The following is a 25,268-nucleotide window of genomic DNA, read 5'->3' on the forward strand; positions in this document are numbered from 1 at the left end:
TTCCCGTTTCAGCTCACCAGTAGCCAGCCGCAAAAACCGAGATAGAGCAGACCAACCAGCGCCAGCCGTCCGGCGGTCATGCTTCCTTTTCTGAACCCCCACCAGAGCAGCCCCACAGCCAGCAACGTCACCAGCGAGGAAGCCATCATGGCGCCATCCAGCAGCCAGGGGGTGAAGAGCAAACAGAACGCCTTGGGAATAGAGCCCTGGATCATCATGGCCCCGGAGATATTGGCCAGCGCCAACCGATTCTTGCCCTGTCGCACCCAGATCAGCACGTTCATCAGCTCCGGCATCTCGGTCGCCACCGGACTCAACAGCAGGGCTGCCAGCACCGGCGAGAGGCCAAACAGTTCGCCCACGCTCTCCAGCTGATGAACAAACAGCTGAGCCGCCAGCGCCACCACCACCAACGCACCCAGCGTCTGCAGCAGTACCTTGCCAAGGGGCGGGATCCCCGCATCGGGGGCCAGCTTGAGGGGCTCCGGCAGTTCGACTTCGTGACTGTCACTCTGTTTCAGCTCACGCAGCACATAAACGAGGTAGACCAGCACAAAGAGCGGGGCCAGCCAGCTCTTACCGGTAAAGGCGACCAGACCCAGTACAGTGGCCACCAGAAAGATACCCATAAACCAGCGCTGATCCCGGCCAATCTCGCGCTGCACCTCGCCATCGATGGCCCGTTCGGTACGCCCCATGCAAAGCAGCAGGGTAACACCGACCGCTGCATAGCCGATGGTGGCCAACACCAGCGGCCCGCCAAGGGCGGCGCCAATGCCGATCTCCTGCTGGGCGGTTGTGTTGCCCATCAGCAGAGCGGTCAGGGTCACGATACACTCGGGTAGCGCCGTACCCAGTGCCGCCAGCAGCGAACCGGTGGCGCTTTGGGAGAGTTTGAAGTGGTGGCCGGTCCACTCGATGCCGTTGACGAAGTATTCGCAGGCAAGGTAGATGGTGACCGCAGAGACGAGAAATAACAGCAGGGTAATCAACATAATAGATACCGCCAGGCGAGCAGAATAACCGATGGACCCGACATGGCTCGCCCGGCTGGCGTGCATATCGAGGCCAAAGGTCTTGCAGAGCGATAGTGCCTATCGCCGCCCATGCCATGGATCCGAAGACCCAAGAGTGTTGACATGGGCCCGGCCCGGAATGCGGGCGGGTTGCTACTCCCCAATGACTGAGGGGACGTTTTAGCAACTCGACCGCCGCCTCACAAGGCAAATTAATGACAACTCATTCAATAAGTTGTAAGGGAATGTAACCTCACCAGCGCCCCCTCCCCGCCACCATTGCGCTGTTGGCACACCGATTGCTGTAGGTAGTTCACTATCCACAACAGTTTGGGAAGGATGAACAATGAAACGGTGGATCCAACATTTCTATCAACTGAACCGCCTCAATTGGCTGATGGTCTGGTTGTTGCTCTGCTGCAGCATCATTCTGCTGTTTCCGGCCGGGCTGATGAAAGGGGCCGTCAGCCAGTGGGCTGCGGATCATGCGGCCTGGCTGGGGGTCGGCATGCTGATCGCCATCTCCTACTTCTGCAGTCAGGGCTTCCTGATCGCCTGGGAGTGGGCATGCGAAGAGTGGCAGGCGCGCCGTCAGCAGGACCAGCTGGCCCAGATGATCGGCTTCCTCGACTTCAACGAGAAAGCGGTGCTGCGCGAGTTCGTGCTGCAGCGTAAAAGCGTCATAAACTTGCCGATCACCGAGCCCGCCGTCAAAAACCTGATGGATGCCGGCGTCCTCACCTACGCCTACGGCAAGCCGACCCGGGAGAAGGATGACGAGAACCAGATCCGCGCCCTGATGATCGCCCTGCCCGCCCGACCGCTGCTCACCTACAAGGTGCTGGGGCTGTCGCGCGGCAAGATGAGCGACGAGCAGGTGGAGCAGATCATGAACGCCCGTCCCAAGTTCGCCCAGAAGGGGTTCCAGCGCTAACCGCCGCCCCATCCGCCAGATGCAAAAGAGCCGGACACTGTCCGGCTCTCTCGTTTCTGCGCGACGTTCTGTACATCCCTTGCGTCTTGTTGCGCCCTACCCCTTTAGGCTGGAGCAAAAGCTGACATCGTCCTGCACCGGATTATCGCTCATGCTGTGATAGAGCTCGAAGCAGGGACCATTGCCAAACTCCAGCCCGGCAGCAACGATGTCGCCGATATGTTCCTGCCAACGCGGGCCATACTGACTGCGGTCGGTAATAAGATAACGGGACTGGGCGTAACGACCGGCGGGAATAAGCTGGATCTCGACCGCTTCCATCCCCACCGTCCCCGCAGGCACCGTCACCCCGATGTCAGTGCGACACTGGGCTGGCGGAGTCACCTCGGGGTTATCGTGATAGATGAAGATCCACTCCCCACCTTCCAGACCGCGGGCGCTGGCCCACTGATGCAGCTTGCTGCAGACGGGGTCATACCCCTCGCCATAGGGGCCGGTGACACGTATATAGGCCAGAGTGCGGGCGTCCATCTCGATGGTTTTCATGGTATTGCTCCTTGCTGATGAGTGACCCTCAGCATAAGGATTAGGCTGCACAAGTGCGTGTCCATCCTTGCTCATCAAGTGTCCATTCTTGCTCTTGTCGCGGCGAAACTCTCCCGGCGTGCAACCATAGTAACGGCGAAATACCTTGGCAAACGCCTGGGAGCTGGCGAGCCCCGCCCCCAACGCAATGGCCGTGACACTGGCATCGGTATAGCAGAGCTGCCAAGCAGCCCGCTGAATGCGCAGACGACGACACATCTCCCCGGGCGTCTCCCCCGCCACAGCCGTAAATACCCGGTGAAAATGGTAGAAAGACAAGCAGGCACTGCTTGCCAGCGTTTCGATGGAGAGATCGGGATTCTGCTCCAGCGCCCGGATCACCGGGCGCAATCTGGCCTGATAGTCGACCATGCCGTTAGCGACTGGCGCCCCCCGCGACTCTGGCCATATAGAGCGCATCCACATAACGCCCTTGGCGGAAGGCATAGTCACGGGCTCGCCCCTCCTCGGTAAAACCGAACTTGCGATAAAGCGCCTGTGCGGCCTCATTGTCGGTATAGACGGTCAGCTCAATCCGGTGCAGGTTGAGCCAGTTATCGGCCAGATCCAGCGCCGCGGCCATCAGGGTAGAGCCAACCCCCTTGCCAGCCCAGTCATCCCGCACTCCCATGCCAATCCCGGCCACATGCTTGCGTCTGGGATTGGGCTCAACCAGCAGCGAGAGCTGGCCTACCAGCAGGCCGTCGACCTCGGCGACCAGCGCCACCACGCAGTCGCTCTCCAACCGCTTCTGCCACTGGCTAAGGGGTGGCATAGGCAGGTGCAAAGTGCCCGCCTGGGCATTGGGCATGGCGTAAAGATCCCGCAAGGCGGGGGCATCGGCGGGTTCGGCATGACGGATAGTAATCTGCATATGAGGCTCCTTCTCGAAACCTCCATCATGCAATATCCGGCGCGGTTACACATCCCCCACCAGCACCCATTTGTCTTGCCTATCAAAGGGCGAGGAAAAGCCCATTGGCCGAGCACGGCGCAGATCCGTAGGCTGGCCCCATATCAACAAGGAGAGAAGCCATGACTGACAAGACCCTGCACAGCGCCAACGGCGCCCCCGTCGTCGACAACAACAACAGCCTCACCGCCGGCCCGCGCGGCCCCATCCTGATGCAAGATATCTGGTTGATGGAGAAACTCGCCCACTTCGACCGCGAGCGCATTCCCGAGCGGGTGGTTCACGCTAAGGGCTCGGGCGCCTACGGCACCTTTACCGTGACCCACGACATCAGCCAGTTCAGCAAGGCCGATCTGTTCAGCGCCATCGGCAAGCAGACGCCTGTATTCCTGCGCTTCTCCACAGTGGCCGGTGAAAAAGGCGCCGCCGATGCCGAACGCGACGTGCGCGGCTTCGCCCTCAAGTTCTATACCGAGCAGGGCAACTGGGATCTGGTGGGCAACAACACCCCGGTCTTTTTCATCCGTGATCCGCTGAAATTCCCTGACTTCATCCACACCCAGAAGCGGGATCCGCGCACCAACCTGCGCAACGCCACTGCCGCTTGGGACTTCTGGTCACGCCATCCGGAATCCCTGCATCAGGTCACCATACTGTTCAGCGATCGCGGCATTCCCAAGAGCCTGCGGGAGATGAATGGCTACGGCAGCCACACCTTCAGCTTTATCAACGACGCCAACGAGCGCTTCTGGGTCAAGTTCCACTTCAAGACCGAGCAGGGCCACAGCTTCTACACCGATGAAGAGGCAGCCACCGCCGTCGGGCAGGATCGGGAGACCAGTCAGGCGGATCTGTTCAATGCCATCGAGCGGGGCGACTTCCCGCGCTGGAAGGTCTATGTGCAGGTGATGCCGGAGGCCGAAGCCCAGACTTACAACATCCACCCGTTCGACCTCACCAAGGTGTGGCCGCACAGCGACTACCCGCTGATCCCGGTGGGCGTGCTGGAGCTCAACCAGAACCCGGACAACTACTTCGCCCATGTGGAGCAGGCCGCCTTTACCCCGGCCAACGTGGTGCCCGGTATCGGCTTCTCGCCGGACCGCATGTTGCAAGGGCGACTCTTCTCCTACGGCGACACCCAGCGCTATCGCCTAGGCGTCAACCACGGTCTGCTGCCGGTCAACGCCCCGCGCTGCCCGTTCCACCACGGCGCCCATCGTGACGGAGCCATGCGGGCAGACAGCAATGGCGGCGCCAGCCCCAACTATCAGCCGAACCGTTTCGGCACCCAGCAGCCGAGCGAGCAGCACGAACCGGCGCTGAGTCTGGAAGGGGCCGCCCTGCACTACGACTTCCGTGACTACGACAGCGACTACTACAGCCAGCCGGGCAACCTGTTCCGCATCATGGACGAGGGGCAGCGTTCACGGCTCGCCGCCAACCTGGCCCGCTCCCTTATCAATGTGGAGGATGACGCCATCGTCGCGGCCCAGCTCAAACACTTCGAGCAGGCCGACCCCGAGTACGCCAAACGGGTCGAACTGGCACTGGCCGCCTTGCAGCGCTAAGCCGCAAGCAGGCAACATCTGCAAAAACAAAACGGGGGCCTGATGGCCCCCGTTCTCGTCATGACGGTATTTGATAAATAAAAAAACAGAGCCCAAGGCTCTGTTTTCACTGCTGTATCAATCCCGGACGGAACGCGCTTCGCGCTCTTCCCGCTCCCTTGCCAACAAGCGTTTGTACCACCAGCTACTGCGACGACGTTGTGCATTGGAAGAGCGACGAGCCATTTCTTAGGTTCCAGCCAAGAGAAGAAAGGAGCTGCATTATGCGACAGGGATCACGTCCATGTCTTTAGCTGGATCAAGAAAAGCCTCACTGACCCACGGAAATCGTCTTCTGATCTTTCGCACCACGGGTGGCAGGCAACACCACCGCAGGAGAGCGCCAGGCCAGCGGGCCATTGCTCTCGAGGTCGTTCTGCGGGCCACACTCCAGCCAGATATCACCCTGCAGAATGCGGGCCCCTTCAGAATATTTCTGATCCGCAAACCAGCAGACCCGCTCGGGCAGCGAACCCAGTGGCAGCACCAGCTCGGGACTGGCAGACTCGCCCACCACAGTGGTTTTGGGCGCAGCCAGAGCGGGGGCGAGCCAGAGGGAGACCAGCAGGCAGAGCAGTACATTTTTCATGAGGGGGATCCTGTTGCGATGGGAGGCACTCTCGAAGAGTCGACCAGCCCCGTGGTTTACTTGACTGACAATCATACTGCCTGCTGGCATTGTGAAACCAATATGGTAGCCTGCCAGCGCCTGCGGGCAGCCTCTCGCTGCCACGCGCAAACTTCCGGTGAATTTGTCACGTCCTGACAAAATATAACCTTATTTATCAAATCGTTATTTGGATATTATCCCAATGCGTATCATGCCGTTGCTTCAGGCGGCCTGCCTGAGCCTGATGTTGTCCGCCTGCGTTGCCCCATTGCTGATGATGAGCCCCACCAGCCAGCTGATGTGGGCCCTGCTCAAGCCGCTGGTCGGCTTTGACCCGAACGAGGTCAATCTGTTCGAACAACCCCTGATCAAGGATCGGATGACAGCCATCCTTGGCCCCAACTACGACAGCACCATGCAGTTGCTCAAGACTGCCGACAAGTTACAGCAGGAGGGGCCGCTTTTCTATGTGGTCTCCGAGTATGCGCCGGTGCCGGATATCGCCAAGCAGGCGGGGATGGTGTGGAACTCGCAAACCAACCAGATGTCGGTATTGCTGCAAAAAGGGGATGGCACCACCCTGACCTTCGGCGAAAATCTGGCAGGCACGGCACCGACCTGGCCAACCGCCATGCAGGGCTGGCAGACCCCCACCAGCCAGCTCACCCCGGCGGCCAATGCCCTGACCGGCGCAGCGACCAGTCAGAGTGGCGCCTCCCCCTTCTCCCTTGGCAGCGCGCTGGGCACAGTGACCCGCGGCGTCGCCGGCTCTCTGACCAACAGCGCAAGTCAGGCTATCAGCGGCGCAGCCGCCAACGCCACAGGGCAGGCCACCCAAACGGTGAGCCAAAGCGCGACCGCACTTACCCGCACAGCAACCACCGCAGTCACTGCACCCGCCAAACAGGCGGTGAGCAGCTCCACCGCCACCGTGACGCAAGAGGCCACCAAAGCCGTTGTCACACCGGCCAAACAGGCTGTCAGCAGCGCCGCTGCGACCGTAACCCAAGAAGCCACCAAGGCCGTTGCCGCTCCTGCCAAGCAAGCCGTCAGCAGCGCTGCTGCGACCGCAACGCAAGAAGCTACCAAGGCCGTTGCCGCTCCGGCCAAACAGGCAGTCAGCAGCGCCACTGCGACCGCGGCGCAAGAAGCTACCAAGGCCGTTGCTGCTCCTGCCAAGCAAGCCGTCAACAGCGCCGCTGCAACCGTGACGCAGGAAGCCACCAAGGCTGTGGCCGCCCCCGCCAAACAGGCCGTCAGCAGCACTGCCGCCACCGTGACGCAAGAAGCGGCCAAAGCCGTTACCACTCCTGCCAAGCAAGCCGTCAGTAGCGCCGCTGCGACCGCGACGCAAGAGGCCACCAAGGCTGTTGCCGCTCCAGCCAAACAGACCGTCAGCAGTGCCGCGGCGACCGTGACACAGGAAGCCACCAAAGCTGTTGTCGCTCCGGCCAAACAGGCAGTCAGCAGTGCCGCCGCTACCGTGAAGCAAGAGGCAACCAAGGCCGTTGCCGATCCAGCCAAACAGGCTGTCAGTGCCGCATCCCATACGGCCGGAGAGAGCGTCGCCGATGCCGCCAGAGCGGCGGAAGCCAAGGCTCGCGCCAAGGCAGAAGCAGAGATGGAAGCCCTGCTCAAATAAACCGACAGGCCACCGCAAGGTGGCCTGTTTTTTATCCCGCTACCGGATCATGACGTTATGAAAAAGGCCACATAGACTGTTAGGTAACTACCCGCATAAGGAGTGCATCATGCGTCGTCTGCTCCCTGTTCTCGCTTCTCTCGCCCTGTTTATCGCGCTCCCTGCTCCGGCACTTATCTACTATTCGGAGCAGAACATGCCACTCAATGGCCAGGATAAAAATGGTCAGCCTGTGGGGTTGGCGGTCGAGTTGCTGCGCCTGATGTGGCGCGAAATGGGGGAGCCGGAGCAACCCATCCACTTTCTGCCCTGGGCCCGCGGCTGGTATCTGCTGACCCAGCAGCAAGAGGCCGTGCTCTTTACCACGGCGCACACCAAGGAGCGGGATCCCCACTTCCTCTGGGTCTGCCCCATCAGCCACTCCAGGGTCGCGCTGGTCGGCCGCAAGCAGGATGCCCCCAAAGTGGCCAGCAAAGCGGATCTCGCCAAGCTGCAGATCGGTGTGATGCAGGCGGATGTCGGGGAGCAGTTGCTGCTCAACCGCGGGATCAGCCCGGGCAATATGATGTCGGTGGAGCGCATGGATCAGGTGGTGCGCCAGCTGATCATGGCACGCACCGACCTGGTAGCGGGCAACGAGGTGATGTTGCGCCATCAGGCCAAGGAGTTGGGTTTTCCCAGCGAGGATTTTGTCACCGTCGCGATCATTGAAGAGCAGGACAACTGCTTCGCCTTCAACCTGAGGGCAGACAAGCAACAGGTTGCCCGCCTGCAACAGGCGCTGGACAAGGTCAAACAGGGGGATGAATACAAGCAGTTGATGAAGCGCTACCAGTTGCTCAGTATCCTGCCCGAAACCACTCCCACCATCCCGCGCCTCGAGTAACCCCGGCCCGCCCTATGGCGGGCTCTCTCTATCTCCCGCCGATGACGCCTGCGATGCCTCCACCGGCGCCGTAATGAGGTGGTTCAGAAAGAGAGTGAACAGCTCGGCCCGCGAGCCGAGCCGCAGCTTGCCATAGAGATGCTTGCGGTGATTCTTCACTGTGCCGCTGCCAATCCCGAGCGCTGCGGCAATCGCCTCGGTATCCAGCCCCTGCAGCAGCAACTCCGCCACCTGCCGCTCGCGCCGGGTAAGCCGATCCCCCCCGACACTCGACATAGCCTGCTCCACCGCACTCCGGAGGCTGGAGCTGTCTGGCAGCGCAGTGCTCTGGGCCAACAGCGGCTGGCTCTGCCGCCACTGCTGACGACAGAGCGAATGCACCAGCGGGAACAGCTGCTCCAGCCTCGCCAGCTCGTCACGGCTGAGGGTACTGCGCTTGTCGAGCCGCCCGAGAAACAGCATCAGCGTCAGCCCGTCCCGCACCGGCAGGATCAGCCCCACCTCCTCCTGCCAGCCGGTAGCCTGATAGAAGTGGTAGCGATATTCGGGATCGAGCCGCCCTTGGGAGACCTGCGCCAGGGTCCAGACGCCGGCAGGCAAGCCCTGCTCCAGCGCCTGCATAAAGGGATCCTGACTGAAGTGGCTGGTGAGGTAGCGGTCAAACAACAGAGCCCGCTGATGATTGAGGTTGTCGTAGAGGTAGACGGGGCGCTGCCCCACCCCGAGCAGCAGGGCGCAATCAAACGCCACCTGTTGCTGGATCAACCGCACCAGCGCCGCCGCAAAGGCGCTGCTGTGCAGGGCATCGACCACTTCGGTCATACTGCGGGTCAAGGCATCTGTGGTGAATGGCTGGGTCATGGTGGCACGTTTCCAGTGACGGGGAGCGATTCCCCGCTATGGCTGAATGCTAGCACGAGAGTGGCAAAACTGTCCCTTAGGGGACATATCCGCCACCGGCCAGAACGGCGAGGATGACGGCTTTTCCCCTGTTGTTGGAGCACCCATGATCAACCCCCACCTGCTCGATGAGCTGACCGAGCGCGGCCTTGTGGCCCAGAATTCCGACCCGGCGGCCCTGGCCGATCATCTTGCCACCCCGCGCACCGTCTATTGCGGGTTCGATCCCACCGCCGGCAGCCTGCATATCGGTCATCTGGTGCCGCTCTTGATGCTGCGCCGCTTCCAGCTGGCTGGGCACACCCCGGTGGCACTGGTGGGCGGGGCAACCGGCCTTATCGGCGATCCCAGCTTCAAGGCGACCGAGCGCAGCCTCAACAGTGCCGATACCGTGCAGGGTTGGGTCGCCAGCCTGTCTGCCCAGATCAGGGCGCTGCTGCCCGCCGATGAGGGCCTGTCAGCCCCGCAACTAGTCAACAATGGCGACTGGATGGGGCAGATGTCCGCCCTCGACTTTCTGCGGGATATCGGCAAGCACTTCTCGGTCAACGCCATGCTGGCGCGGGAGTCGGTGCGTCAGCGGCTGGCTCGCCCGGATCAGGGCATCTCGTTCACCGAGTTCTCCTACGCTCTGCTGCAATCCTACGACTTTGCGGTGCTGCACCAGCGGCTCGGTTGCACCCTGCAGATTGGCGGCAACGACCAGTGGGGCAATATCACCAGCGGCATGGATCTCACCCGTCGCCTCCATCAGGCGCAGGTGCACGGCATGACCCTCCCCCTTATCACCAAGGCAGACGGCACCAAGTTCGGCAAGACCGAAGGGGGCGCGGTCTGGCTCGATCCGGCGCTCACCTCCCCTTACGCCTTCTACCAGTTCTGGCTCGGCACCGCGGATGAGGATGTCTACCGCTTCCTGCGCTACTACAGCTTTATGTCGCTGAGCGAGATTGATGCACTGGAGGCGGAAGACGCAAAGCGGCAGGGGCGCAAGCAGGCCCAGCAGGTGTTGGCGAACGAGCTGACCGAGCTGGTACACGGCAAGGCGGCGCTGGCTGCGGTGCAGCGCATCAGCGAGCTGCTGTTTAGCGGCGATGTGGCTCGCCTCGGCGAGAGCGATCTGGCCCAGCTGGCGCAGGATGGCATGCCGAGCAGCACCGTCAACGGCGAGACGGATCTGGTCAGCCTGCTGGTCAGCTGCGGTCTGGCGAACTCCAAACGCATCGCTCGCGAGCTGCTGGCGGCGGGCGCCATCAGCCTCAATGGTGTGCTCAAGCAAGATGATCAGCTGAGCGCCACGGATCGGCTGTTTGGTCGCTACCAGCTGCTGCGCCGGGGCAAGAAGCAGTATCACCTGGTGGAGTGGCAATAAGCCGCAGGGCGGGGAGCACAACCTCCCCGCCCACACCCTGAATCCCTTTTGAATCCCGAGTTGCGATCCCCCTCACAGCCTCTCCCGTCAGCAGCCACCATACTGGCACCGGCGAACATGGAGTACGCCACACAATCTGTTCCTCACGATTCAACAAGGATGCTGATGATGAAGAGATGGCTTCTGGTGCTGCTCTGCACCCTGCCCATGCTGGCACACGCCAGCGGATACACCCAGACCCGCTACCCCATAGTGCTGGTACACGGCCTCTTCGGCTTCGACAAGCTGCTCGGGGTCGATTACTTCTATGGCATTCCCCAGGCCCTGAGCCGGGATGGTGCCAAAGTCTACGTGGCTCAGGTATCGGCCACCGCCAGTTCGGAGCAACGGGGGGAGCAACTGCTCGCCCAGGTTGAGCTGCTGCTGGCGGCCACCGGCGCCGAGAAGGTCAACCTGATCGGCCACTCCCACGGCGGCCCTACCATCCGCTATGTCGCCTCGGTCGCCCCCGAGCTGGTCGCCTCCGCCACCAGCGTCGGCGGGGTCAACTACGGCTCCGAGATTGCCGATCTGGTGCGGGCCAATGCAGCGCCCGGCTCGGCCGCCGAAAAGCTGGCTGCCGCCGCGGCCCACGCCCTCTCCGGCATGATTTCACTGCTCTCGGGCGGGAGCCAACTGCCGCAAGATCCGGTCGCCGCCCTCGATGCCCTAACCAGCAAGGGAGCCAGCCAGTTCAACCAGCGCTACCCGGAGGGGCTGCCCAGCCGCTATTGCGGTGAGGGGCCGATGCAGGCCAGCAACGGCGTCTACTACTTCTCCTGGAGCGGGCGCGGCAACCTGACCAATCTGCTGGATCCGGTGGATCCGGCGCTGGCGCTGACCGGCGCCTTCTTCAAAGAGCCCAATGACGGACTGGTCGGAGTCTGCAGCAGTCACCTCGGCAAGGTGATCGGCACCGACTACCGGATGAACCATCTGGACGAAGTGAACCAGTCCTTCGGCATCCACCATCTGTTCGAGACCGATCCGGTCACCCTCTATCGCCAGCATGCCAACCGACTCAAGGAGCTGGGACTATGAAGATAGCCACCCTGCTCGTCGTGCCCTGCGCCATCACCCTGCTGCTTGGCGGGGTGTTGCTCTGGCCCACGGCACCGACGGCAGACTCATCCCCCGCTCAAGCCAGCCAGCATGCACAGAGCCACCCGCACGATCCCGAGCAGGAGGCCGCCGATGCCCTGCAGGCACGCTATCGCACCTTTGTCTCCGCCCAAAGCAGCCTGACGGTGCCCACCGAAATCTCCCTCGCCAGCCTGCAGATCCTGTTTGACGAGCGGGAGCAGCTGCGCCAGCAGAGCTTTACCCCGGCGGAGCAGGCCCAGCTGTTTGCCGAGGATCGACTGATGGAGCAGCTGACCCTGCGCCGCAGGGCGCTGGCGGAGGCAAGAGACAGCGACAAGTCGCAGCTGGCCAGCGAGCTGGATCTCTGGCTGGCGGAGCAACCGGGCTGGTTTCGCGAGGCGGAGGCCAACAGCCGTCTGCTTGAGGAGTTGCAAGGGCTGGCGCAGATGGACCCGGCCAAACGGGAGGCTCTGCTGCTGGAGACGGGGGGGCCGGAAGCGGTGGATCGGATGCGCCAGCTGGAGCAGAACCGGCAAGGGTTCGAGGAGCAGCTCAGCGGCTTTCTGGCCGAGCTCAGGCAACTGCCGAACGAGGCCCGGGCCGAACAGCAGCAGGAGCTGCTGGCCCGCTGGTTCGAGCCCGGACAGTGGCGCCGGGTCGAGGCGCTCACCCGGCTCAAGCTGGGGGAGCCACAAGCCGAATGAGAAGGGGGCCTGTGATGGGCCCCCTTGCTATTGCGCTTATTGCGGCTTGTTGGCCCCCGGCAGCGGCTGCCAGGTGAGGCGGGTCACTTGGGTGCCCTGCACCTCGCACTTGAGGCTCAGCTCCTGCCACCCCTTCTCCTGACGCAGGGAGACCTCCCCCTCGATCCCCTGCTCGCCAATCTTCAGCTTGTCCTGCTCGAAGATCACCTTGTCGCCGTGGGCGAGATCCATCAGTTTGCCGTTGCAGAGCCAGTGAGCGAGATCCGCCCCCTTCAGCTTGACGCCCCCCTTGGCCGCCTTCTGTTCGGCCGCGCTCTGCGCGAACAGCTTGCTCAGCTCGGCGGCCCGTTTGGTGAGCCACTCCTGACGCTGCTGCATGCTCATCTTGCTGACAAACTCGGCGGGCTGACCCTTCTCGTCCAGCCACTGGGTCAGCTTGCCGCTGTCATCAAAGGCGAACTGGGCGGCGGGCTCTTTGACCCCGAACAGCTTGCCGCCCTTGAAGTAGTAGCGGCTCTCCCCTTCCAGCTTGCCCAGCTCGTTCATGATGGGCACGGCGATGATGACGGGGGCGCCATCGATCCAGGCCTTGATATCGACGCCGTCATGGCTGAATTGACGGGTATCGAGGGCGCTCTCGGCCCCCTTCTCCATCAGGGTAAACTGCTCGGCGAGAGAAGCGGCCAGAGAAGGGAGGGAGCAGAATCCCAAGGTCAGCGCGATCGCTGTGTTGCGCATTGAGTTGTACATAACACTCCTGTGATGGGCCATCCGGCCCGTGGTTAACTCTCTGTCAGCCAGGCCCGCAGCCCTTCCCGGTGAGCATCGCTCAGGGGCAGGGATTGGCGGGCCCGGTAGTCAAAATGGATCAGGGTCGTTTCGGCGGTGACGGCCAGTTCGCCGCCCTGCCAGGCCTCCTGCCAGACCGTAAAGGAGCTGGTGCCGATGCGGCGCACGCCGGTCTTGATGGTGACCGGCTGGCCGTAGAACAGCTCCCGTTTGAACTGCACCGTATAGCCCGCGATGATCAGGTGCCAGTTATGCACATCCAGATCGGGGGAGAAGATCCGGAACAGGGGATCTCGCGCCGATTCGAACCAAACCGCCGGCACCGTATTGTTGATATGGCCGAGGGCATCCGTCTCCTGAAAGCGGGGTTGGATCTGCATTTCCAGCATGGGTTGACTCCTTGTCTCTTTGTTTCTGTCCTTGTCCGTTCATGGGACATCAGTGGCCAATGGGTGGCCGCCGGGCATCATCAGCGGATCAGCATGTTACATGATACTGCTGGCCCAAGCACAGGGATGCCAGCGGCCCTGCGCGACCGGCCAGCAGGTGTCGCAGCGCGGCGGATGGTAGGGCTGCACAGAAAAGCGGGCAGTAAAAAGCCCCGCACATCTTGGCTGTGCGGGGCTGGTGCAGATAACCAAACGGCTTGGGGACTAGCCGAGCAGATCGAAGCGATCCGCATTCATCACCTTGTTCCAGGCGGTGATGAAGTCACAGACAAACTTCTCCTTGTTGTCATCCTGGGCATAGACCTCAGCATAAGCGCGCAGCACCGAATTGGAGCCGAACACCAGATCCACCCGGGTGGCCGTCCACTTCAGCGCGCCGCTGCGGCGATCGCGGATCTCGTAGAGATTGCTCGCTTTCGGCAGCCACTGGTAGCCCATGTCGGTCAGGTTGACGAAGAAGTCGTTGCTGAGCACCCCGACCCGATCGGTAAAGACCCCGTGCCCGGAACCGCCATGGTTGGTGCCGAGCACCCGCATCCCGCCGACCAGCGCCGTCATCTCGCAGGCGGTGAGCCCCATCAGCTGGGCGCGATCCAGCAGCAGCTCCTCCGCCGTCACCACATAGTCCTGCTTCAGCCAATTACGGAAGCCGTCGGCCAACGGTTCCAACACCTCGAACGAGGCCACATCGGTCTGAGCCTGAGTGGCGTCCCCCCGGCCCGGCGCAAACGGCACGCTCACCGTCACTCCAGCGGCCTGGGCAGCCTGCTCGATGGCGAGGTTGCCCCCCAGCACGATGAGATCCGCGACGCTGACGCCACACTCGGCCGCGAGCTTGTCATAGACCGCCAGCACCTTCGCCAGCCGCGCCGGTTCATTGCCCGGCCAATCCTTCTGCGGCGCCAGCCGGATGCGGGCGCCGTTGGCACCGCCCCGCTTGTCGGAGCCACGGAAGGTACGGGCACTATCCCAGGCTGTAGTGACCCGCTCGCTGATGGAGAGGCCGCTGGCGGCAATCCTGGCCTTGACCGCCGCCACGTCATAATCGGCACGGCCGGCAGGCACCGGATCCTGCCAGATCAGATCTTCTGTCGGCACATAGGGGCCGACATAGCGGCTCTTCGGCCCCATATCCCTGTGGGTCAACTTGAACCAGGCGCGGGCGAAGGCGTCGGAGAAGGCCGCCGGGTCATCGCGGAAGCGCTCGGCAATCTTGCGATACTCGGGATCGAATTTGAGCGCCATATCGGCATCCGTCATCATGGGTTTGCAGCGGATCGACGGATCCTCCACATCCACCGGCATATCCTCTTCGGCGATATTGATCGGTTCCCACTGATGGGCCCCCGCCGGTGATTTTTGCAACCACCAGTCGTACTTGAACAGCAGCTCGAAGTAGCCGTTGTCCCATTGGGTCGGGTGGGTGGTCCAGGCCCCTTCGATGCCGCTGGTCACAGTGTTGCGGCCGATGCCGCGGCTGTGGTGATTGATCCAGCCGAGCCCCTGCTCCTCGAGGCTGGCCCCTTCCGGCTCGGGGCCAAGCTGTTTGGCATCGCCGTTGCCGTGAGCCTTGCCGACGGTGTGGCCACCGGCGGTCAGCGCCACCGTCTCTTCATCATCCATCGCCATGCGGGCGAAGGTGACTCGCATATCCTGCGCGGTTTTCAGGGGATCGGGCTGGCCATCCACCCCTTCCGGGTTGACGTAGATAAGCCCCATCATCACCGCCGCCAGCGGGTTTTCCAGATCCCGCTCGCCGGAGTAACGACCGCCCGGCTTGCCGCTGGGCGCCAGCCACTCTTTCTCCGATCCCCAGTAGATATCCTTCTCCGGGTGCCAGATATCCTCGCGGCCAAAGGCGAAGCCGAAGGTCTTGAGCCCCATGGACTCATAGGCCACGGTGCCCGCCAGAATAATCAAATCGGCCCAGCTGATCTTGTTGCCGTACTTCTTCTTGATGGGCCACAGCAGGCGACGGGCCTTGTCGAGGTTAGCGTTATCCGGCCAGGAGTTGAGGGGGGCAAAACGCTGGTTGCCACTGCCGCCACCGCCACGACCATCGGCGATGCGATAAGTCCCGGCCGAGTGCCAGGCCATGCGGATCATCAGGCCGCCGTAGTGACCCCAGTCGGCGGGCCACCACTCCTGACTGTCGGTCATCAGGGCGGTCACATCCTGCTTGAGGGCCGCCATATCGAGCCCCTTCAAGGCTTCCCGATAGTTGAAACCGGCCCCCAGCGGATTGGTCTTGGTATCGTGTTGGTGAAGAATGTCGAGGTTGAGGCTCTTCGGCCACCACTCCATTCTGGACGTCTCGACGGAGGTGGTTCCCCCGTGCATGACCGGGCATTTTCCTGCGGAACTGTCTGAATTGTTGCTCATCGTTTTCCTCATTTGCTCTGCTGTCCATAACCTGAAACAGCATGGCACAGAGGCGTGACACAAACTGTGCAGCAGCGGCCGATTTACGAATCTTTCACGCAAGCGGCCCCGGAGCACTCGTCGGCCGCGACAGAAATTGGACGAACTATGGCGCCTCTGCGGGCTGATGGGGCGGCTCGGGCCGCAGCCAGGCGCTGCGAAAATCGAACCAGCCGAGCGCCGTCATCCGCACCCCGTGCACGCCGACCCGGCTCTCCAGCTCCAGCCAGTGGTGAAACAGCGGCACAAACCAGCTCTGCTGCTGCACAGTTGCCAGCAGGGCGCGGGGGCCAGGCTCGGCACCGCTGGCGCGCCACTGCATCAACCCTTGCCACAACCCATGCTGACTGCCCCACACCTTGCGCAGCAACGGGGTGCCCTGCAACCAGGCGTAGGGGGCAAAGGGGCCGGCATGTTCGAGGTTGAGGGTGCCGAGCCAGAGATCCACATCCTCATCCTCGCCGCTTACCCAGCGGCCGTAATCGAGGGTGCGCACCTCCAGCCGGATCCCCTGTTCGGCCAGCAGGCTGCTCATGGCGTTGGCGCACTCGTTGAATTCCAGATGCTGGTTGAAGCAGGCAAGCACCAAGGTCGTCGGCAACTGCGCCGGTGTGGGCAAGGGCGCGGGCAGTGCTTCGCGCCAGTGGGGCAGCAGGCCGAGGGCGCTGGTCCAGCCCCGTTGTAACTCGGGGGCGACCCGCCCCATCAGGGCAACCGGATTGAGCAGCTGGCCAAGCCACTGGCGCAGAGCGGGATCCTGCAAGGATCCGGAACGATCGTCTTGCAGCAGGAAGTAGCAGCCCGACTCCAGCTCCGATTCGCCGCGCATGGTGCCGAGCTCGGGGCTGTCGCGCCCAAGCTGCAGGTGGGTCTCCAGCCGCTCCGCCAGTTCAGGCAGCATCCAGATATCGATCTCGTCGAGCAGGGCGCGCAGGCCGAAGTAGTCGTCAAACGCCGCAAGGCAAAGATGCAGGGGATCGTTCACAGCCACCCGGTAAGGGCCGGTGCCCACCGGTTGCAGGGCAAAGCCCGCCTCCCCCTTGAGCTCCCGCGGCAAGATGGTCGCCACCGGCTCCGCCAGCAGATTGGGCAGCCAGGGATCCGGGCTGTCGAGATAGAGATCAAGCGTGCGCGGCCAGGGGCTCTCCAACCGGTCCAGATGAGCGAACAGCGGGCGAGCCCGCAGGGCCAGCAGGCTCTCCATCACATCTTCCACCACCAGCTCGCGACCGTGGTGAAAACGCACCGCCGGGCGCAGGTAGAAACGCCAGTGGCAAGGACCCAGACACTCCCAGTGGTGGGCGAGATCCCCTTCGATTTCCCCATTTTCCTCATTTCGCCGGGTGAGGCCGTTGAAGATCTGGCGGCTCAGGTGGATTTCGGAGCGGCGCATCGGGCCGGTGGGCAGCAACTGCGGCAGCGGTCGGTAGTAGGGCACTCGCAGGATCTGGCGCCCCTCGCGGGTGGCCTGACCGAGCTGTTCGATCAGCAACGGAGTGAGCAGATCGAGGCGATCTTCGGCCAGCCGCACCGCCTGCGCCAACTGGCCCTGGCTGAGCAGATCCCGCAAGCGGCGCCGGGTCAGGCTCTCCTGACTGTCGAGCAGGGTGAGCCGGGAGCGCCGCCCCCGCCCCGCTTCCGCCGACCAGCTGAGCCAGCCCTGATCCTGCATCCGCCGCAGCAGCAGGCGGGCGTTGCGCGGGGTGCAGCAGAGCAGATCCGCCACCTCGGCGAGGCTGATCTCCCGCTCATCGCTGCCAAGCAGCTGGGCTAGTCGTTGAAATTGCTGGTAGAGGCGACCGGTCGGCATAAAAGAGGAAATCCTGTTGCTGTAAGTCATCAGTTTTTACTTCCGCATTTTAGCTCAATACTGCTGATGAACGTGAGAACCACAGCAGAGGAGCACCATCATGAGCCACGCCAACCCCCTCAAACCGAACCGGATCCAGCAGACCTTGCGCCGTTACTTCAAGCGGATCCTGCCGCGCCCGCTGCCACTTATCGAAGATCCCATGCAGCAGCTCAACCGCCTGATGCAGTGGGATATGAACCAGATCGATGACAAGGAGTATCGCCGTCGTCTCTGAGTACGGGCCATGCCAGCCACTCAGGACGCGCATCCCCTGCGGGCGATATTGCTTTGCCGGATCTTGCTGTTTACATCGGCCACGGGCCTGATAGATTGGACGTCTATCCATCTATAACTGTGACAAGCAACATCCAACAAGGAGTGTGTGATGAAAGATGCGACCCTGGCCCTGCACCACGGCTTTTCCAACGACCCCACCACCAAAGCGGTCGCCGTGCCCATCTACCAGACGGTGGCCTACGAATTCGAGAGCGCCCAGCACGGGGCGGATCTCTTCAATCTGGCGGTGCCGGGCAACATCTACACCCGCATCATGAACCCCACCAACGATGTGCTGGAGCAGCGGATGGCCGCGCTGGAAGGGGGCATCGCCGGCCTGGTGGTCTCGGCTGGTTCCGCCGCCATCACCTACGCCATTCAGGCACTGACCGCCGCCGGTGACAACATTGTCTCCACGCCCCAGCTCTATGGTGGCACCTACACCTTGTTCGCCCACATGCTGCCGAATTTCGGGGTCGAGGTGCGCTTCGCCAAGGATGACAGTGCCGAAGCCATCGCCGCTCTTATCGATGACAAGACCAAGGCGGTCTACTGCGAGAGCATCGGCAACCCGGCGGGCAACATCGTCGATCTGGCCGCGCTGGCCAAGGCAGCCCACGCCCGTGGCGTGCCGCTCATCGTCGACAACACGGTCGCCACCCCGGTCTTGTGCAAGCCCATCGAACACGGCGCTGACATAGTCGTCCACAGCCTGACCAAATATGTCGGCGGCCACGGCAACTCGCTGGGTGGCGTCATCGTCGACTCGGGCAAATTCCCCTGGGCGGATCACGCAGAGCGCTTCCCCCAACTGACCAAACCCGAGCCCTCCTACCACGGGGTGGTCTACACCGAGGCCTTTGGCCCCGCTGCCTTTATCGGGCGGGTGCGTACCGTGCCGCTGCGCAATACCGGCGCGGCGCTGGCGCCGATGAACGCCTTCCTGCTGCTGCAGGGGCTGGAGACCCTGAGTCTGCGCATGGAGCGCCACGTGGATAACGCCCTGCGGGTTGCCTACCACCTCAAGCATCACCCCAAGGTGGCCTGGGTCAGCTACGCCGGTCTGCCGGGTCACCCGCACTATCTGCTGGCGGAGAAATACATGGCCGGCCGCCCCTCGGCCATCCTCTCGTTCGGTCTGAAGGATGGCTACGAGGCGGGCGTGCGCTTCTACGATGCGCTGAAGATCTTCAAGCGGCTGGTGAACATCGGCGATGCCAAGTCGCTGGCCTGCCACCCCGCCTCCACCACCCATCGCCAGCTGAGCAAGGAGGAGCAGGCCAAGGCTGGCGTGAAACCGGAGATGATCCGGCTGTCGGTCGGGATCGAGGCGATCGAGGACATACTGGCGGATCTGGATCAGGCGCTGGAGGCCTGAGTCAGTCAGCAAGGGAGCGGGCATCAGCCCGCTCTTTTTTAGCCATCGGTGAACCGCCCCCCTCGCCTGCTCGTATACCCCATCCTGCTACCGAATCGAGGTCGTTATGATAGTCCTGCACCACCTGAACAAATCCCGCTCCCAACGCATCATCTGGCTGCTCGAAGAGCTGGGTCAGCCCTATGAGATCAAGGCGTATCAGCGCGATGCCGCCACCTTTCTGGCGCCGCCCGAGCTGAAAGCCATCCACCCTCTCGGCAAGTCGCCAGTCATCGAGTTCGACGGCCGGGTGCTGGCGGAATCGGGCGCCATCACCGAGTACCTGATCGCCCGCTATGCTGCCGATCGGCTGGCACCGGCACCAGATAGCCCGGAGTATCCCGAATACCTGCAGTGGCTCCACTTTGCCGAGAGCTCGGGCATTCTGCCGCTGCTGCTCGACATGTTCGTGCGCAAGGATGGCAGCCCGATGCGCTTCCTGCCGGACTACGCCAAGGCGGAGTGTGCCAAGGTGCTGGGCTACCTCAATGAGGTACTGGCGAATCGCCACTATCTGGTGGGGGATCACCTCTCCGGCGCCGACATCATGAACTCCTTCCTGGTGGATCTGCTGGCGCAAAACGGTCAGCTGGCCCACTTCCCGCATCTGCAAGCCTATTGGGAACGCCTCAATACCCATCCGGCCCGTCAGAAGGCGGTAGAGCTGGAGCGCGAGCTGGATCAGCGCCCCTGACCGAACAGCCACCATGAAAAACGCCCCGACAGTCGGGGCGTTTTGTTATGCAGCGAGCGCGGTTTACTTGGTCGCTGGCACCTTGTCGCGGCGCGACTTCCACCACCAGCGCAGCCGGATCTGGGAGATAAGCATCCCCGCCAGCATCAGGGCGCAACCGGCAATGGCGCGCTCATCCAGCGTCTCACCCAACAGCAACACGCCACCCACGGCGGCAAAGACGGTCTCCAGACTGAGGATGATGGCGGCATGGGCCGGATGGGCGCCACGCTGCCCCACCACCTGCAGGGTATAACCCACCCCGACCGAGACCAGCCCGGCGTAGAGCAGCGCCTGCCAACCGGCCACGGCGCCGCTAACAGTCGGGCTTTCGATAACAAAAGCAGTGGCGAGGCTGAGCAGGCCGCAGACTACGAACTGCACCCCGGCGAGCTTGATGGGAGCAACCCGGTTGGAGTAGTGATCCACCAGCAGCAGGTGAACGGCCCAGAAGAGGGCGCCGACCACCTGCAACAGATCGCCAAAGCCGATGGTGAACTCGTCGGTGACGCTCAACACATAGAGGCCCGTCAGAGCAATCAGGGCACCAATCCAGGTATTGAGTCCGCTCTTGTGGCGCAGCAGCAGCCCCAGTACCGGCACCAGAATGATGTAGAGCCCGGTGATAAAACCCGCCTTGGCGGCAGTGGTATAAAGCAGCCCCACCTGCTGCAGGGAGGCAGCACAGAACAGCACCAACCCGGCCAGCACACCACCGATCAGCAGTTGGCGATGGTCGCCTGCGACGGCAACAGGTTGTCGGGATTTGAGCCACCAGAGCAGCGGCAGCAGGGAGAGGGCGCCGAGCAGAAAGCGCAGGCCATTGAAAGTATAGGGCCCCATGTGATCCATCCCGAGGCGCTGGGCGACAAAGCCCATACCCCAGATGGTGGCAGCCATCAGCAACATCAGATTGGAGCGCATGGCGATTCTTCCTTAAATCGGCGCGTGACGGGTTATCCGATCCAAGATACCCGCCTCCCTATCCTCTTGTCTCCACTCTTTGTCTTCGCTCTCGCTCTCAACGCGCTGCATCGCAATGCTTTTGAGCACCGCGAGTGTTACAGCAGCGAGGGCTTGGTGAACACGGCCAACAGGGCAATCAGTAGCAGATTGCCCCGCAGGATCCACACCACCCGGAAGTGCTGCTGGATGGAGATCATCGGCGCCTTGCCCAGACGCAGGGCACGACGCCAGCGATAGAAGAGGCGGCTGGGATAAACGAGGGAGCCGACAATCAGCAGAAACAGCCCCATCTTGAGGCCGTGGGCAGGATGGGCAAAGATCTCTGCCACCGAGCTGGCATGCTCAAGGGCCAGCAGACACCCGGTGGCAAAGATGGAGAAGAGCGCCAGCGCAGCCACCCCATCTGCCAGCAGCAGGCGGCGCACTCGCAGCATGTTCAGGCCGCGCCGAAAGATCAGATACTCGACACAGAGGGCAAGGATTAGCACCGCTATGCTGCCATAATGAATCATTGAGAGCAGAGTGTGGTTCAGCATCGGAAACATCTCATTTTCTGCCTTTAGACGAGCCGCACAGCATCATATATGCTGGTGTCACCCGAGACGAAAAGGATCTGTTCATGTCCCCCGCCAAGCCCAAGAACACTTGGTCTTTGATCACCCGCATGCGGCTGGGCCTCCTCTTGCTCTTTATCCCTGTGTTGCTGCTCGGCAGCATCTACTACCTGCATATGGAGCGCACCCTGCGCCACGAGCAGCAACAATATCTGATTGCTCGCAACACCCAGTATTTCCATACCCTGATCGAACCCTATCTGGCGACCCTCAAACGCCAGTTTACGCTCATTTATCAGCAGGTAAATTATCGGGATTTCAGCGGCCCGGAGATCCTTAACGGCGAGCGCTACCTGCAACAGTGGCAGGCCTATCACAAGGTGATGGAGCTCGATTACGTCTACGTGGGCACCGAGCATCGCAAGATGCTGATCCACCCCTCCTGGCAGGCCGACGAGAAGTTCGATCCCAGAACCCGCCCCTGGTATCTGCTGGCATCCAGCCATCCCGGACAGATTGTCTGGACTGATCCTTATTACGACTACACCTTGGGCACCCTCACCATGGCGCTGGCCCGGGTAATTGAAGATCCTGACGGCAAGCGGGTTGGCGTACTCTCGCTGGATACCCAGCTCACCCCCCTCACCAGCTGGCTCAACAACAAGCATGATGAGACTCACCCTCTGGGGGCTGGCTATCAGATCCTGCTCAACCATGACGGACTGGTGCTGGCCCATCCGGATCGCGAAAGGGTATTCAAACCCCTCGCCCACCCCGACTGGCTGGCCCGGATGCAACTGCCGCAGGGCTTTTTCCTCGATGATGCCAGCGGCCTGATGGTCTCCTACTACCGCATCCCCGAGCAGCGCTGGATCCTGCTCAGCGTCGAGCCGACTGCCAGCATGCAGCAGGTGATCGACAGCGTCTCTATCAACGTGCAGCTGATGATTGCCGTCGCCTGCATTCTCTATCTGCTGCTCGCCATGCTCTGGTCACGCTACTTCCGCCGCATGCTGGGCGAGATCACCCTGCTGATCCGGGCCAGCCGCTCCGGCGGTATCGCCTACAACGGCCGCCGTATGCTGGAGCTGGCCAAGGTCTATGAAGAGATGGATGCCGCCAGCCAGGACTTTGCCCAGATCCGCCTGCAAGCCCATCAGGACAAGCTCACCGGCCTCTACAACCGCCGCTTCTTCGACGAGTGCCTGCAGAAGCAGCTCAACAGTGGCGCCCCCTTCGGGGTGGTGATGTTCGATCTGGATGATTTCAAACGGGTCAACGATACCCACGGCCATCAGGCGGGGGATGTGGTGCTCAAGCGGGTAAGCAAGCTGGGCATGAATCTGTTCCACGAGTGGGGCTGGTTCTGCCGCTATGGCGGCGAGGAGCTGGTGCTGATCTTCCGTTACGGCGAAGAGCAGCCGATGCTTCCCTCCCTACTGGAAGCGTTCCGGCTCGGGGTGGAGCAGCTGGAGTGGCGCGAACCCGATCTCACTATCACCATCAGTGGCGGGGTGGCCTTCAGCCGCTCCGGGCTCTCGGCCAAAGAGCTGGTGGAGCTGGCCGACAAGGGGGTCTATCAGGCCAAGCGGGAGGGGAAAAACCGTATCTGCTTCCCGCTGCGCCACACCCCTCACCAGAGTGCCGAGGAGGAAGTACCCGCCTTTGGCGAGCCCCGGCAACAAACCAACGAAGGGTAGCCACAGCGGCCAGCCTCAACCACAACGCCGTCAGCAAAAACAAAGAGAGAGGCTCCAGCCTCTCTCTTTGTTTATCGTGCTTCTTGCTGCACGTTAAGCCTGTGCGGTGCGCGATTCAGCGCTGCCACTCCCACACCGGCCAGCCCAGCTCCTCGGCCTGCTGACGCAGCGCGGGGGCAGGATTAACCGCATGGGGATGGCTCACCGCCCGCAGCATGGGCAGATCGTTGTGGGAGTCGCTGTAGCCAAAGCTCCCCTGCCAGAGATGGTCCCTGCCGGCAAACAGCTGGTTTATGCGGGCCACCTTGCCTTCGCGAAAGCTTAGGGTGCCGCGGGTCTGGCCGGTCAGTATCCCCTCCTCCTCATCGAGCAGGATGGCGACGCAGTGATCCATCCCCAGCATCTTCGCCATGGGCGCCACCAGATGCTCGCCGGAGGCGGAGATGAGCACCAGGTCGTCGCCCCGCTCCCGATGCCATTCGATACGCGCCAACCCCTCGGGGTAGAGGCGCTCGCGCAGCACCTGCTCGGCAAAGCGGGTAGAGAGCGAGTCGAGCCACTGGCGCGTCTTGCCCGCCAGCGGTTGCAGGGTGAAGGCCATGTACTGGTGCATGTCCATCTTGCCCTGATGGTAGAGGGACATCATGGCCTGCTCCTCGGCGATCATGCTGGCGGGCGCCAGCTCCTCGGCCACCATGTACTCCAGCCAGAGGCTGGCGGAATCCCCGGCAATCAGGGTTTCGTCCAGATCAAACAGTGCCAGTGCCATGAGGGCTCCTTGCGGTAACAACGAAAATGAAACGAGGCGTCATGCTACCTCACAGAGTTGATCCCGGGCCACCGCCAGGGTCACGGCACTGCCGGTGGCCAGCAGATCGCCAGCCGAGCGGTTGAGGCAATCCACCGTCAACAGCCCCGCCTCGCACTCCACCTGATAGCGGATCACGTTGCCGAGCAGCTGTTGCTGGCGAACGATGCCGGGCAGGCTGGGTTCGCTGCTGGTCGCCCCGGCGGGCAGCAGGGTAATGGACTCCGGCCGCAGTGCCAGCTTGCCCTGAAAACGGGGGCCGAACAGCGACTTGCCCTGCTCGGCGCCAAGCAGGTTGTAGTTGCCGATAAAGCCCGCCACAAACTCGCTGGCGGGGCGGGTGTAGATCTCCTCCGGCGTGCCGCTCTGGACGATGGATCCCTTGTTCATCAGGAAGATCTGATCCGACATGGTGAGCGCCTCCTCCTGATCGTGGGTCACGAAGATGGTGGTGAGCTCAAGGCGCTGCTGGATCTCGCGGATCTGCTGACGCAGGCTGCGGCGGATGCGGGCATCCAGTGCCGAGAGCGGCTCGTCCAGCAAGAGGATCCGTGGTTGCACCACCAGGGCCCGGGCCAGCGCCACCCGCTGGCGCTGGCCGCCGGAGAGCTCGGCCGGATAGCGGCGCTCGAAACCGGTCAGCTCCACCAGCTCAAGCGCCTCCTGCACGCTGGCGGCGAGCTCGCGCCCCGGCTGGGGCTTCATCTTGAGGCCGAAGGCAACGTTGTCCCACACCGTCATGTTGGGGAACAGCGCATAGCTCTGGAACACCATGCCGATGCCGCGCTTCTGGGGCGCCTGCCAGGTGATCTCCTCACCGGCCACCCGCACCTGACCGCCATCCACAGGGGTGAGCCCCGCCAGCGCCCTCAGCAGGGTGGATTTGCCGCAGCCGGAGGGGCCGAGCAGGGTCACCAGCTCCCCCTTGCGAATGCCGAATTCAATCCCCTCGAACACCGGCGTATCGCCGTAGGATTTGTGCAACTGATTGACTTCTAAATGAAACATC

23 protein-coding genes, 1 pseudogene and 1 riboswitch are annotated in these 25,268 nt (G+C 62.5%); of the genes and pseudogenes, 11 read left to right on the forward strand and 13 right to left on the reverse strand.

The features are described 5' to 3' along the window. Nucleotides 1-8: 8 nt before the first annotated feature. Nucleotides 9-995, reverse strand: a complete 987-nt coding sequence (locus OKC42_RS08330; protein ID WP_270819454.1) for a sodium:calcium antiporter — start codon at nt 993-995, stop codon at nt 9-11. Between the two features lie 87 nt (nt 996-1,082). Then, nucleotides 1,083-1,190, reverse strand: a riboswitch (yybP-ykoY riboswitch). A 172-nt stretch (nt 1,191-1,362) separates the two neighbouring features. Between OKC42_RS08330 and OKC42_RS08335 the strand changes: the two genes are divergently transcribed. Further along, nucleotides 1,363-1,950 carry a superinfection exclusion B family protein gene (locus tag OKC42_RS08335; protein WP_005336432.1) on the forward strand — a complete coding sequence of 196 codons (588 nt, stop codon included), beginning with the start codon at nt 1,363-1,365 and terminating at the stop codon, nt 1,948-1,950. A gap of 96 nt (nt 1,951-2,046) precedes the next feature. Here the strand turns inward: OKC42_RS08335 and OKC42_RS08340 are convergent, their stop codons facing one another. Further along, the gene (locus tag OKC42_RS08340) at nt 2,047-2,907 is read right to left on the reverse strand and encodes an AraC family transcriptional regulator (protein WP_270819492.1); all 861 of its coding nucleotides are present in this window, start codon (nt 2,905-2,907) and stop codon (nt 2,047-2,049) included. Nucleotides 2,908-2,911: 4 nt separating this feature from the next. Further along, the gene (locus OKC42_RS08345; RefSeq protein WP_270819455.1) at nt 2,912-3,409 is read right to left on the reverse strand and encodes a GNAT family N-acetyltransferase; all 498 of its coding nucleotides are present in this window, start codon (nt 3,407-3,409) and stop codon (nt 2,912-2,914) included. Nucleotides 3,410-3,570: 161 nt separating this feature from the next. Here OKC42_RS08345 and OKC42_RS08350 point away from each other — a divergent pair, with 161 nt between their 5' ends. Further along, on the forward strand, nt 3,571-5,019 hold the full coding sequence (locus tag OKC42_RS08350; RefSeq protein ID WP_270819457.1) for a catalase: 1,449 nt from the start codon (nt 3,571-3,573) through the stop codon (nt 5,017-5,019). Between the two features lie 310 nt (nt 5,020-5,329). Here OKC42_RS08350 and OKC42_RS08355 read toward each other — a convergent pair whose 3' ends face one another. Continuing rightward, nucleotides 5,330-5,647, reverse strand: a complete 318-nt coding sequence (locus tag OKC42_RS08355) for a YnjH family protein (RefSeq protein ID WP_270819458.1) — start codon at nt 5,645-5,647, stop codon at nt 5,330-5,332. Between the two features lie 223 nt (nt 5,648-5,870). Here OKC42_RS08355 and OKC42_RS08360 point away from each other — a divergent pair. Both OKC42_RS08360 and OKC42_RS08365 read left to right on the forward strand, forming a co-directional pair. Continuing rightward, nucleotides 5,871-7,028: pseudogene (locus tag OKC42_RS08360) on the forward strand (hypothetical protein); the annotation flags it as partial. A 391-nt stretch (nt 7,029-7,419) separates the two neighbouring features. Beyond that, the gene (locus OKC42_RS08365; protein ID WP_270819459.1) at nt 7,420-8,196 is read left to right on the forward strand and encodes a substrate-binding periplasmic protein; all 777 of its coding nucleotides are present in this window, start codon (nt 7,420-7,422) and stop codon (nt 8,194-8,196) included. Nucleotides 8,197-8,208: 12 nt separating this feature from the next. Here OKC42_RS08365 and OKC42_RS08370 read toward each other — a convergent pair whose 3' ends face one another. Further along, complete coding sequence (locus tag OKC42_RS08370; protein WP_270819461.1) at nt 8,209-9,057, reverse strand: helix-turn-helix domain-containing protein; 849 nt, start codon at nt 9,055-9,057, stop codon at nt 8,209-8,211. Between the two features lie 145 nt (nt 9,058-9,202). Between OKC42_RS08370 and tyrS the strand changes: the two genes are divergently transcribed. From tyrS to OKC42_RS08385, 3 genes are all read left to right on the forward strand, one after another. Beyond that, complete coding sequence (gene tyrS / locus OKC42_RS08375) at nt 9,203-10,468, forward strand: tyrosine--tRNA ligase (protein WP_270819462.1); 1,266 nt, start codon at nt 9,203-9,205, stop codon at nt 10,466-10,468. A 168-nt stretch (nt 10,469-10,636) separates the two neighbouring features. Further along, nucleotides 10,637-11,548, forward strand: coding sequence for a lipase family alpha/beta hydrolase (locus OKC42_RS08380; protein WP_031227935.1), 912 nt, complete (start codon nt 10,637-10,639; stop codon nt 11,546-11,548). Further along, entirely contained in the window at nt 11,545-12,294 is a 750-nt protein-coding gene (locus OKC42_RS08385; RefSeq protein ID WP_129503108.1) for a lipase secretion chaperone, read from the forward strand. The genes OKC42_RS08380 and OKC42_RS08385 overlap by 4 nt, the downstream gene beginning before the upstream one ends. A gap of 36 nt (nt 12,295-12,330) precedes the next feature. Here OKC42_RS08385 and OKC42_RS08390 read toward each other — a convergent pair whose 3' ends face one another. The 4 genes from OKC42_RS08390 to sgrR form a co-directional block, all read right to left on the reverse strand. Next, nucleotides 12,331-13,032 carry a hypothetical protein gene (locus tag OKC42_RS08390; RefSeq protein ID WP_129503120.1) on the reverse strand — a complete coding sequence of 234 codons (702 nt, stop codon included), beginning with the start codon at nt 13,030-13,032 and terminating at the stop codon, nt 12,331-12,333. A gap of 44 nt (nt 13,033-13,076) precedes the next feature. Then, complete coding sequence (locus OKC42_RS08395; protein WP_005336457.1) at nt 13,077-13,472, reverse strand: acyl-CoA thioesterase; 396 nt, start codon at nt 13,470-13,472, stop codon at nt 13,077-13,079. A gap of 264 nt (nt 13,473-13,736) precedes the next feature. Beyond that, nucleotides 13,737-15,914: a catalase/peroxidase HPI gene (gene katG, locus OKC42_RS08400; protein WP_270819464.1), complete on the reverse strand. Its 2,178-nt coding sequence runs from the start codon at nt 15,912-15,914 to the stop codon at nt 13,737-13,739. A 145-nt stretch (nt 15,915-16,059) separates the two neighbouring features. Then, the gene (sgrR, locus tag OKC42_RS08405) at nt 16,060-17,763 is read right to left on the reverse strand and encodes an HTH-type transcriptional regulator SgrR (RefSeq protein ID WP_164979887.1); all 1,704 of its coding nucleotides are present in this window, start codon (nt 17,761-17,763) and stop codon (nt 16,060-16,062) included. Nucleotides 17,764-17,863: 100 nt separating this feature from the next. Here sgrR and OKC42_RS08410 point away from each other — a divergent pair, with 100 nt between their 5' ends. From OKC42_RS08410 to OKC42_RS08420, 3 genes are all read left to right on the forward strand, one after another. Further along, nucleotides 17,864-18,040, forward strand: a complete 177-nt coding sequence (locus OKC42_RS08410; RefSeq protein WP_005336463.1) for a hypothetical protein — start codon at nt 17,864-17,866, stop codon at nt 18,038-18,040. A 150-nt stretch (nt 18,041-18,190) separates the two neighbouring features. Further along, nucleotides 18,191-19,459: an O-acetylhomoserine aminocarboxypropyltransferase/cysteine synthase family protein gene (locus OKC42_RS08415; RefSeq protein ID WP_270819465.1), complete on the forward strand. Its 1,269-nt coding sequence runs from the start codon at nt 18,191-18,193 to the stop codon at nt 19,457-19,459. Between the two features lie 106 nt (nt 19,460-19,565). Then, entirely contained in the window at nt 19,566-20,192 is a 627-nt protein-coding gene (locus OKC42_RS08420) for a glutathione S-transferase family protein (protein WP_270819467.1), read from the forward strand. A 63-nt stretch (nt 20,193-20,255) separates the two neighbouring features. On the opposite strand, the gene OKC42_RS08425 is transcribed toward OKC42_RS08420, so the two are convergent. Then, nucleotides 20,256-21,155 (reverse strand): DMT family transporter, encoded by a 900-nt coding sequence (locus OKC42_RS08425; RefSeq protein ID WP_270819469.1) that lies wholly within the window; start codon nt 21,153-21,155, stop codon nt 20,256-20,258. 137 nt (nt 21,156-21,292) lie between these two features. Beyond that, complete coding sequence (locus tag OKC42_RS08430; RefSeq protein WP_005355246.1) at nt 21,293-21,733, reverse strand: DUF2214 family protein; 441 nt, start codon at nt 21,731-21,733, stop codon at nt 21,293-21,295. An 83-nt stretch (nt 21,734-21,816) separates the two neighbouring features. On the opposite strand from OKC42_RS08430, the gene OKC42_RS08435 reads away from it, so the two are divergent. Continuing rightward, entirely contained in the window at nt 21,817-23,451 is a 1,635-nt protein-coding gene (locus tag OKC42_RS08435; protein WP_270819470.1) for a sensor domain-containing diguanylate cyclase, read from the forward strand. A 115-nt stretch (nt 23,452-23,566) separates the two neighbouring features. Here the strand turns inward: OKC42_RS08435 and OKC42_RS08440 are convergent, their stop codons facing one another. After that, nucleotides 23,567-24,220 (reverse strand): HAD family hydrolase, encoded by a 654-nt coding sequence (locus OKC42_RS08440; protein ID WP_270819471.1) that lies wholly within the window; start codon nt 24,218-24,220, stop codon nt 23,567-23,569. Between the two features lie 39 nt (nt 24,221-24,259). After that, nucleotides 24,260-25,267, reverse strand: a complete 1,008-nt coding sequence (locus tag OKC42_RS08445; protein WP_270819472.1) for an ABC transporter ATP-binding protein — start codon at nt 25,265-25,267, stop codon at nt 24,260-24,262. Between the last annotated feature and the right edge of the window lies 1 nt (nt 25,268).

Origin of the sequence: Aeromonas sp. Y311-2 (genome assembly GCF_027706025.1) — a bacterium.
Taxonomy (GTDB): domain Bacteria; phylum Pseudomonadota; class Gammaproteobacteria; order Enterobacterales; family Aeromonadaceae; genus Aeromonas; species Aeromonas veronii.

What these genes read in the sequence shown, in the direction of transcription:
- OKC42_RS08330 (WP_270819454.1), bottom strand. Translation starts at nt 995, where the DNA reads ATGTTGATTACCCTGCTGTTATTTCTCGTCTCTGCGGTCACCATCTAC.
- OKC42_RS08335 (WP_005336432.1), top strand. Translation starts at nt 1,363, where the DNA reads ATGAAACGGTGGATCCAACATTTCTATCAACTGAACCGCCTCAATTGG.
- OKC42_RS08340 (WP_270819492.1), bottom strand. Translation starts at nt 2,907, where the DNA reads ATGGTCGACTATCAGGCCAGATTGCGCCCGGTGATCCGGGCGCTGGAG.
- OKC42_RS08345 (WP_270819455.1), bottom strand. Translation starts at nt 3,409, where the DNA reads ATGCAGATTACTATCCGTCATGCCGAACCCGCCGATGCCCCCGCCTTG.
- OKC42_RS08350 (WP_270819457.1), top strand. Translation starts at nt 3,571, where the DNA reads ATGACTGACAAGACCCTGCACAGCGCCAACGGCGCCCCCGTCGTCGAC.
- OKC42_RS08355 (WP_270819458.1), bottom strand. Translation starts at nt 5,647, where the DNA reads ATGAAAAATGTACTGCTCTGCCTGCTGGTCTCCCTCTGGCTCGCCCCC.
- OKC42_RS08365 (WP_270819459.1), top strand. Translation starts at nt 7,420, where the DNA reads ATGCGTCGTCTGCTCCCTGTTCTCGCTTCTCTCGCCCTGTTTATCGCG.
- OKC42_RS08370 (WP_270819461.1), bottom strand. Translation starts at nt 9,057, where the DNA reads ATGACCCAGCCATTCACCACAGATGCCTTGACCCGCAGTATGACCGAA.
- tyrS (WP_270819462.1), top strand. Translation starts at nt 9,203, where the DNA reads ATGATCAACCCCCACCTGCTCGATGAGCTGACCGAGCGCGGCCTTGTG.
- OKC42_RS08380 (WP_031227935.1), top strand. Translation starts at nt 10,637, where the DNA reads ATGAAGAGATGGCTTCTGGTGCTGCTCTGCACCCTGCCCATGCTGGCA.
- OKC42_RS08385 (WP_129503108.1), top strand. Translation starts at nt 11,545, where the DNA reads ATGAAGATAGCCACCCTGCTCGTCGTGCCCTGCGCCATCACCCTGCTG.
- OKC42_RS08390 (WP_129503120.1), bottom strand. Translation starts at nt 13,032, where the DNA reads ATGCGCAACACAGCGATCGCGCTGACCTTGGGATTCTGCTCCCTCCCT.
- OKC42_RS08395 (WP_005336457.1), bottom strand. Translation starts at nt 13,472, where the DNA reads ATGCTGGAAATGCAGATCCAACCCCGCTTTCAGGAGACGGATGCCCTC.
- katG (WP_270819464.1), bottom strand. Translation starts at nt 15,914, where the DNA reads ATGAGCAACAATTCAGACAGTTCCGCAGGAAAATGCCCGGTCATGCAC.
- sgrR (WP_164979887.1), bottom strand. Translation starts at nt 17,763, where the DNA reads ATGCCGACCGGTCGCCTCTACCAGCAATTTCAACGACTAGCCCAGCTG.
- OKC42_RS08410 (WP_005336463.1), top strand. Translation starts at nt 17,864, where the DNA reads ATGAGCCACGCCAACCCCCTCAAACCGAACCGGATCCAGCAGACCTTG.
- OKC42_RS08415 (WP_270819465.1), top strand. Translation starts at nt 18,191, where the DNA reads ATGAAAGATGCGACCCTGGCCCTGCACCACGGCTTTTCCAACGACCCC.
- OKC42_RS08420 (WP_270819467.1), top strand. Translation starts at nt 19,566, where the DNA reads ATGATAGTCCTGCACCACCTGAACAAATCCCGCTCCCAACGCATCATC.
- OKC42_RS08425 (WP_270819469.1), bottom strand. Translation starts at nt 21,155, where the DNA reads ATGCGCTCCAATCTGATGTTGCTGATGGCTGCCACCATCTGGGGTATG.
- OKC42_RS08430 (WP_005355246.1), bottom strand. Translation starts at nt 21,733, where the DNA reads ATGCTGAACCACACTCTGCTCTCAATGATTCATTATGGCAGCATAGCG.
- OKC42_RS08435 (WP_270819470.1), top strand. Translation starts at nt 21,817, where the DNA reads ATGTCCCCCGCCAAGCCCAAGAACACTTGGTCTTTGATCACCCGCATG.
- OKC42_RS08440 (WP_270819471.1), bottom strand. Translation starts at nt 24,220, where the DNA reads ATGGCACTGGCACTGTTTGATCTGGACGAAACCCTGATTGCCGGGGAT.
- OKC42_RS08445 (WP_270819472.1), bottom strand. Translation starts at nt 25,267, where the DNA reads ATGTTTCATTTAGAAGTCAATCAGTTGCACAAATCCTACGGCGATACG.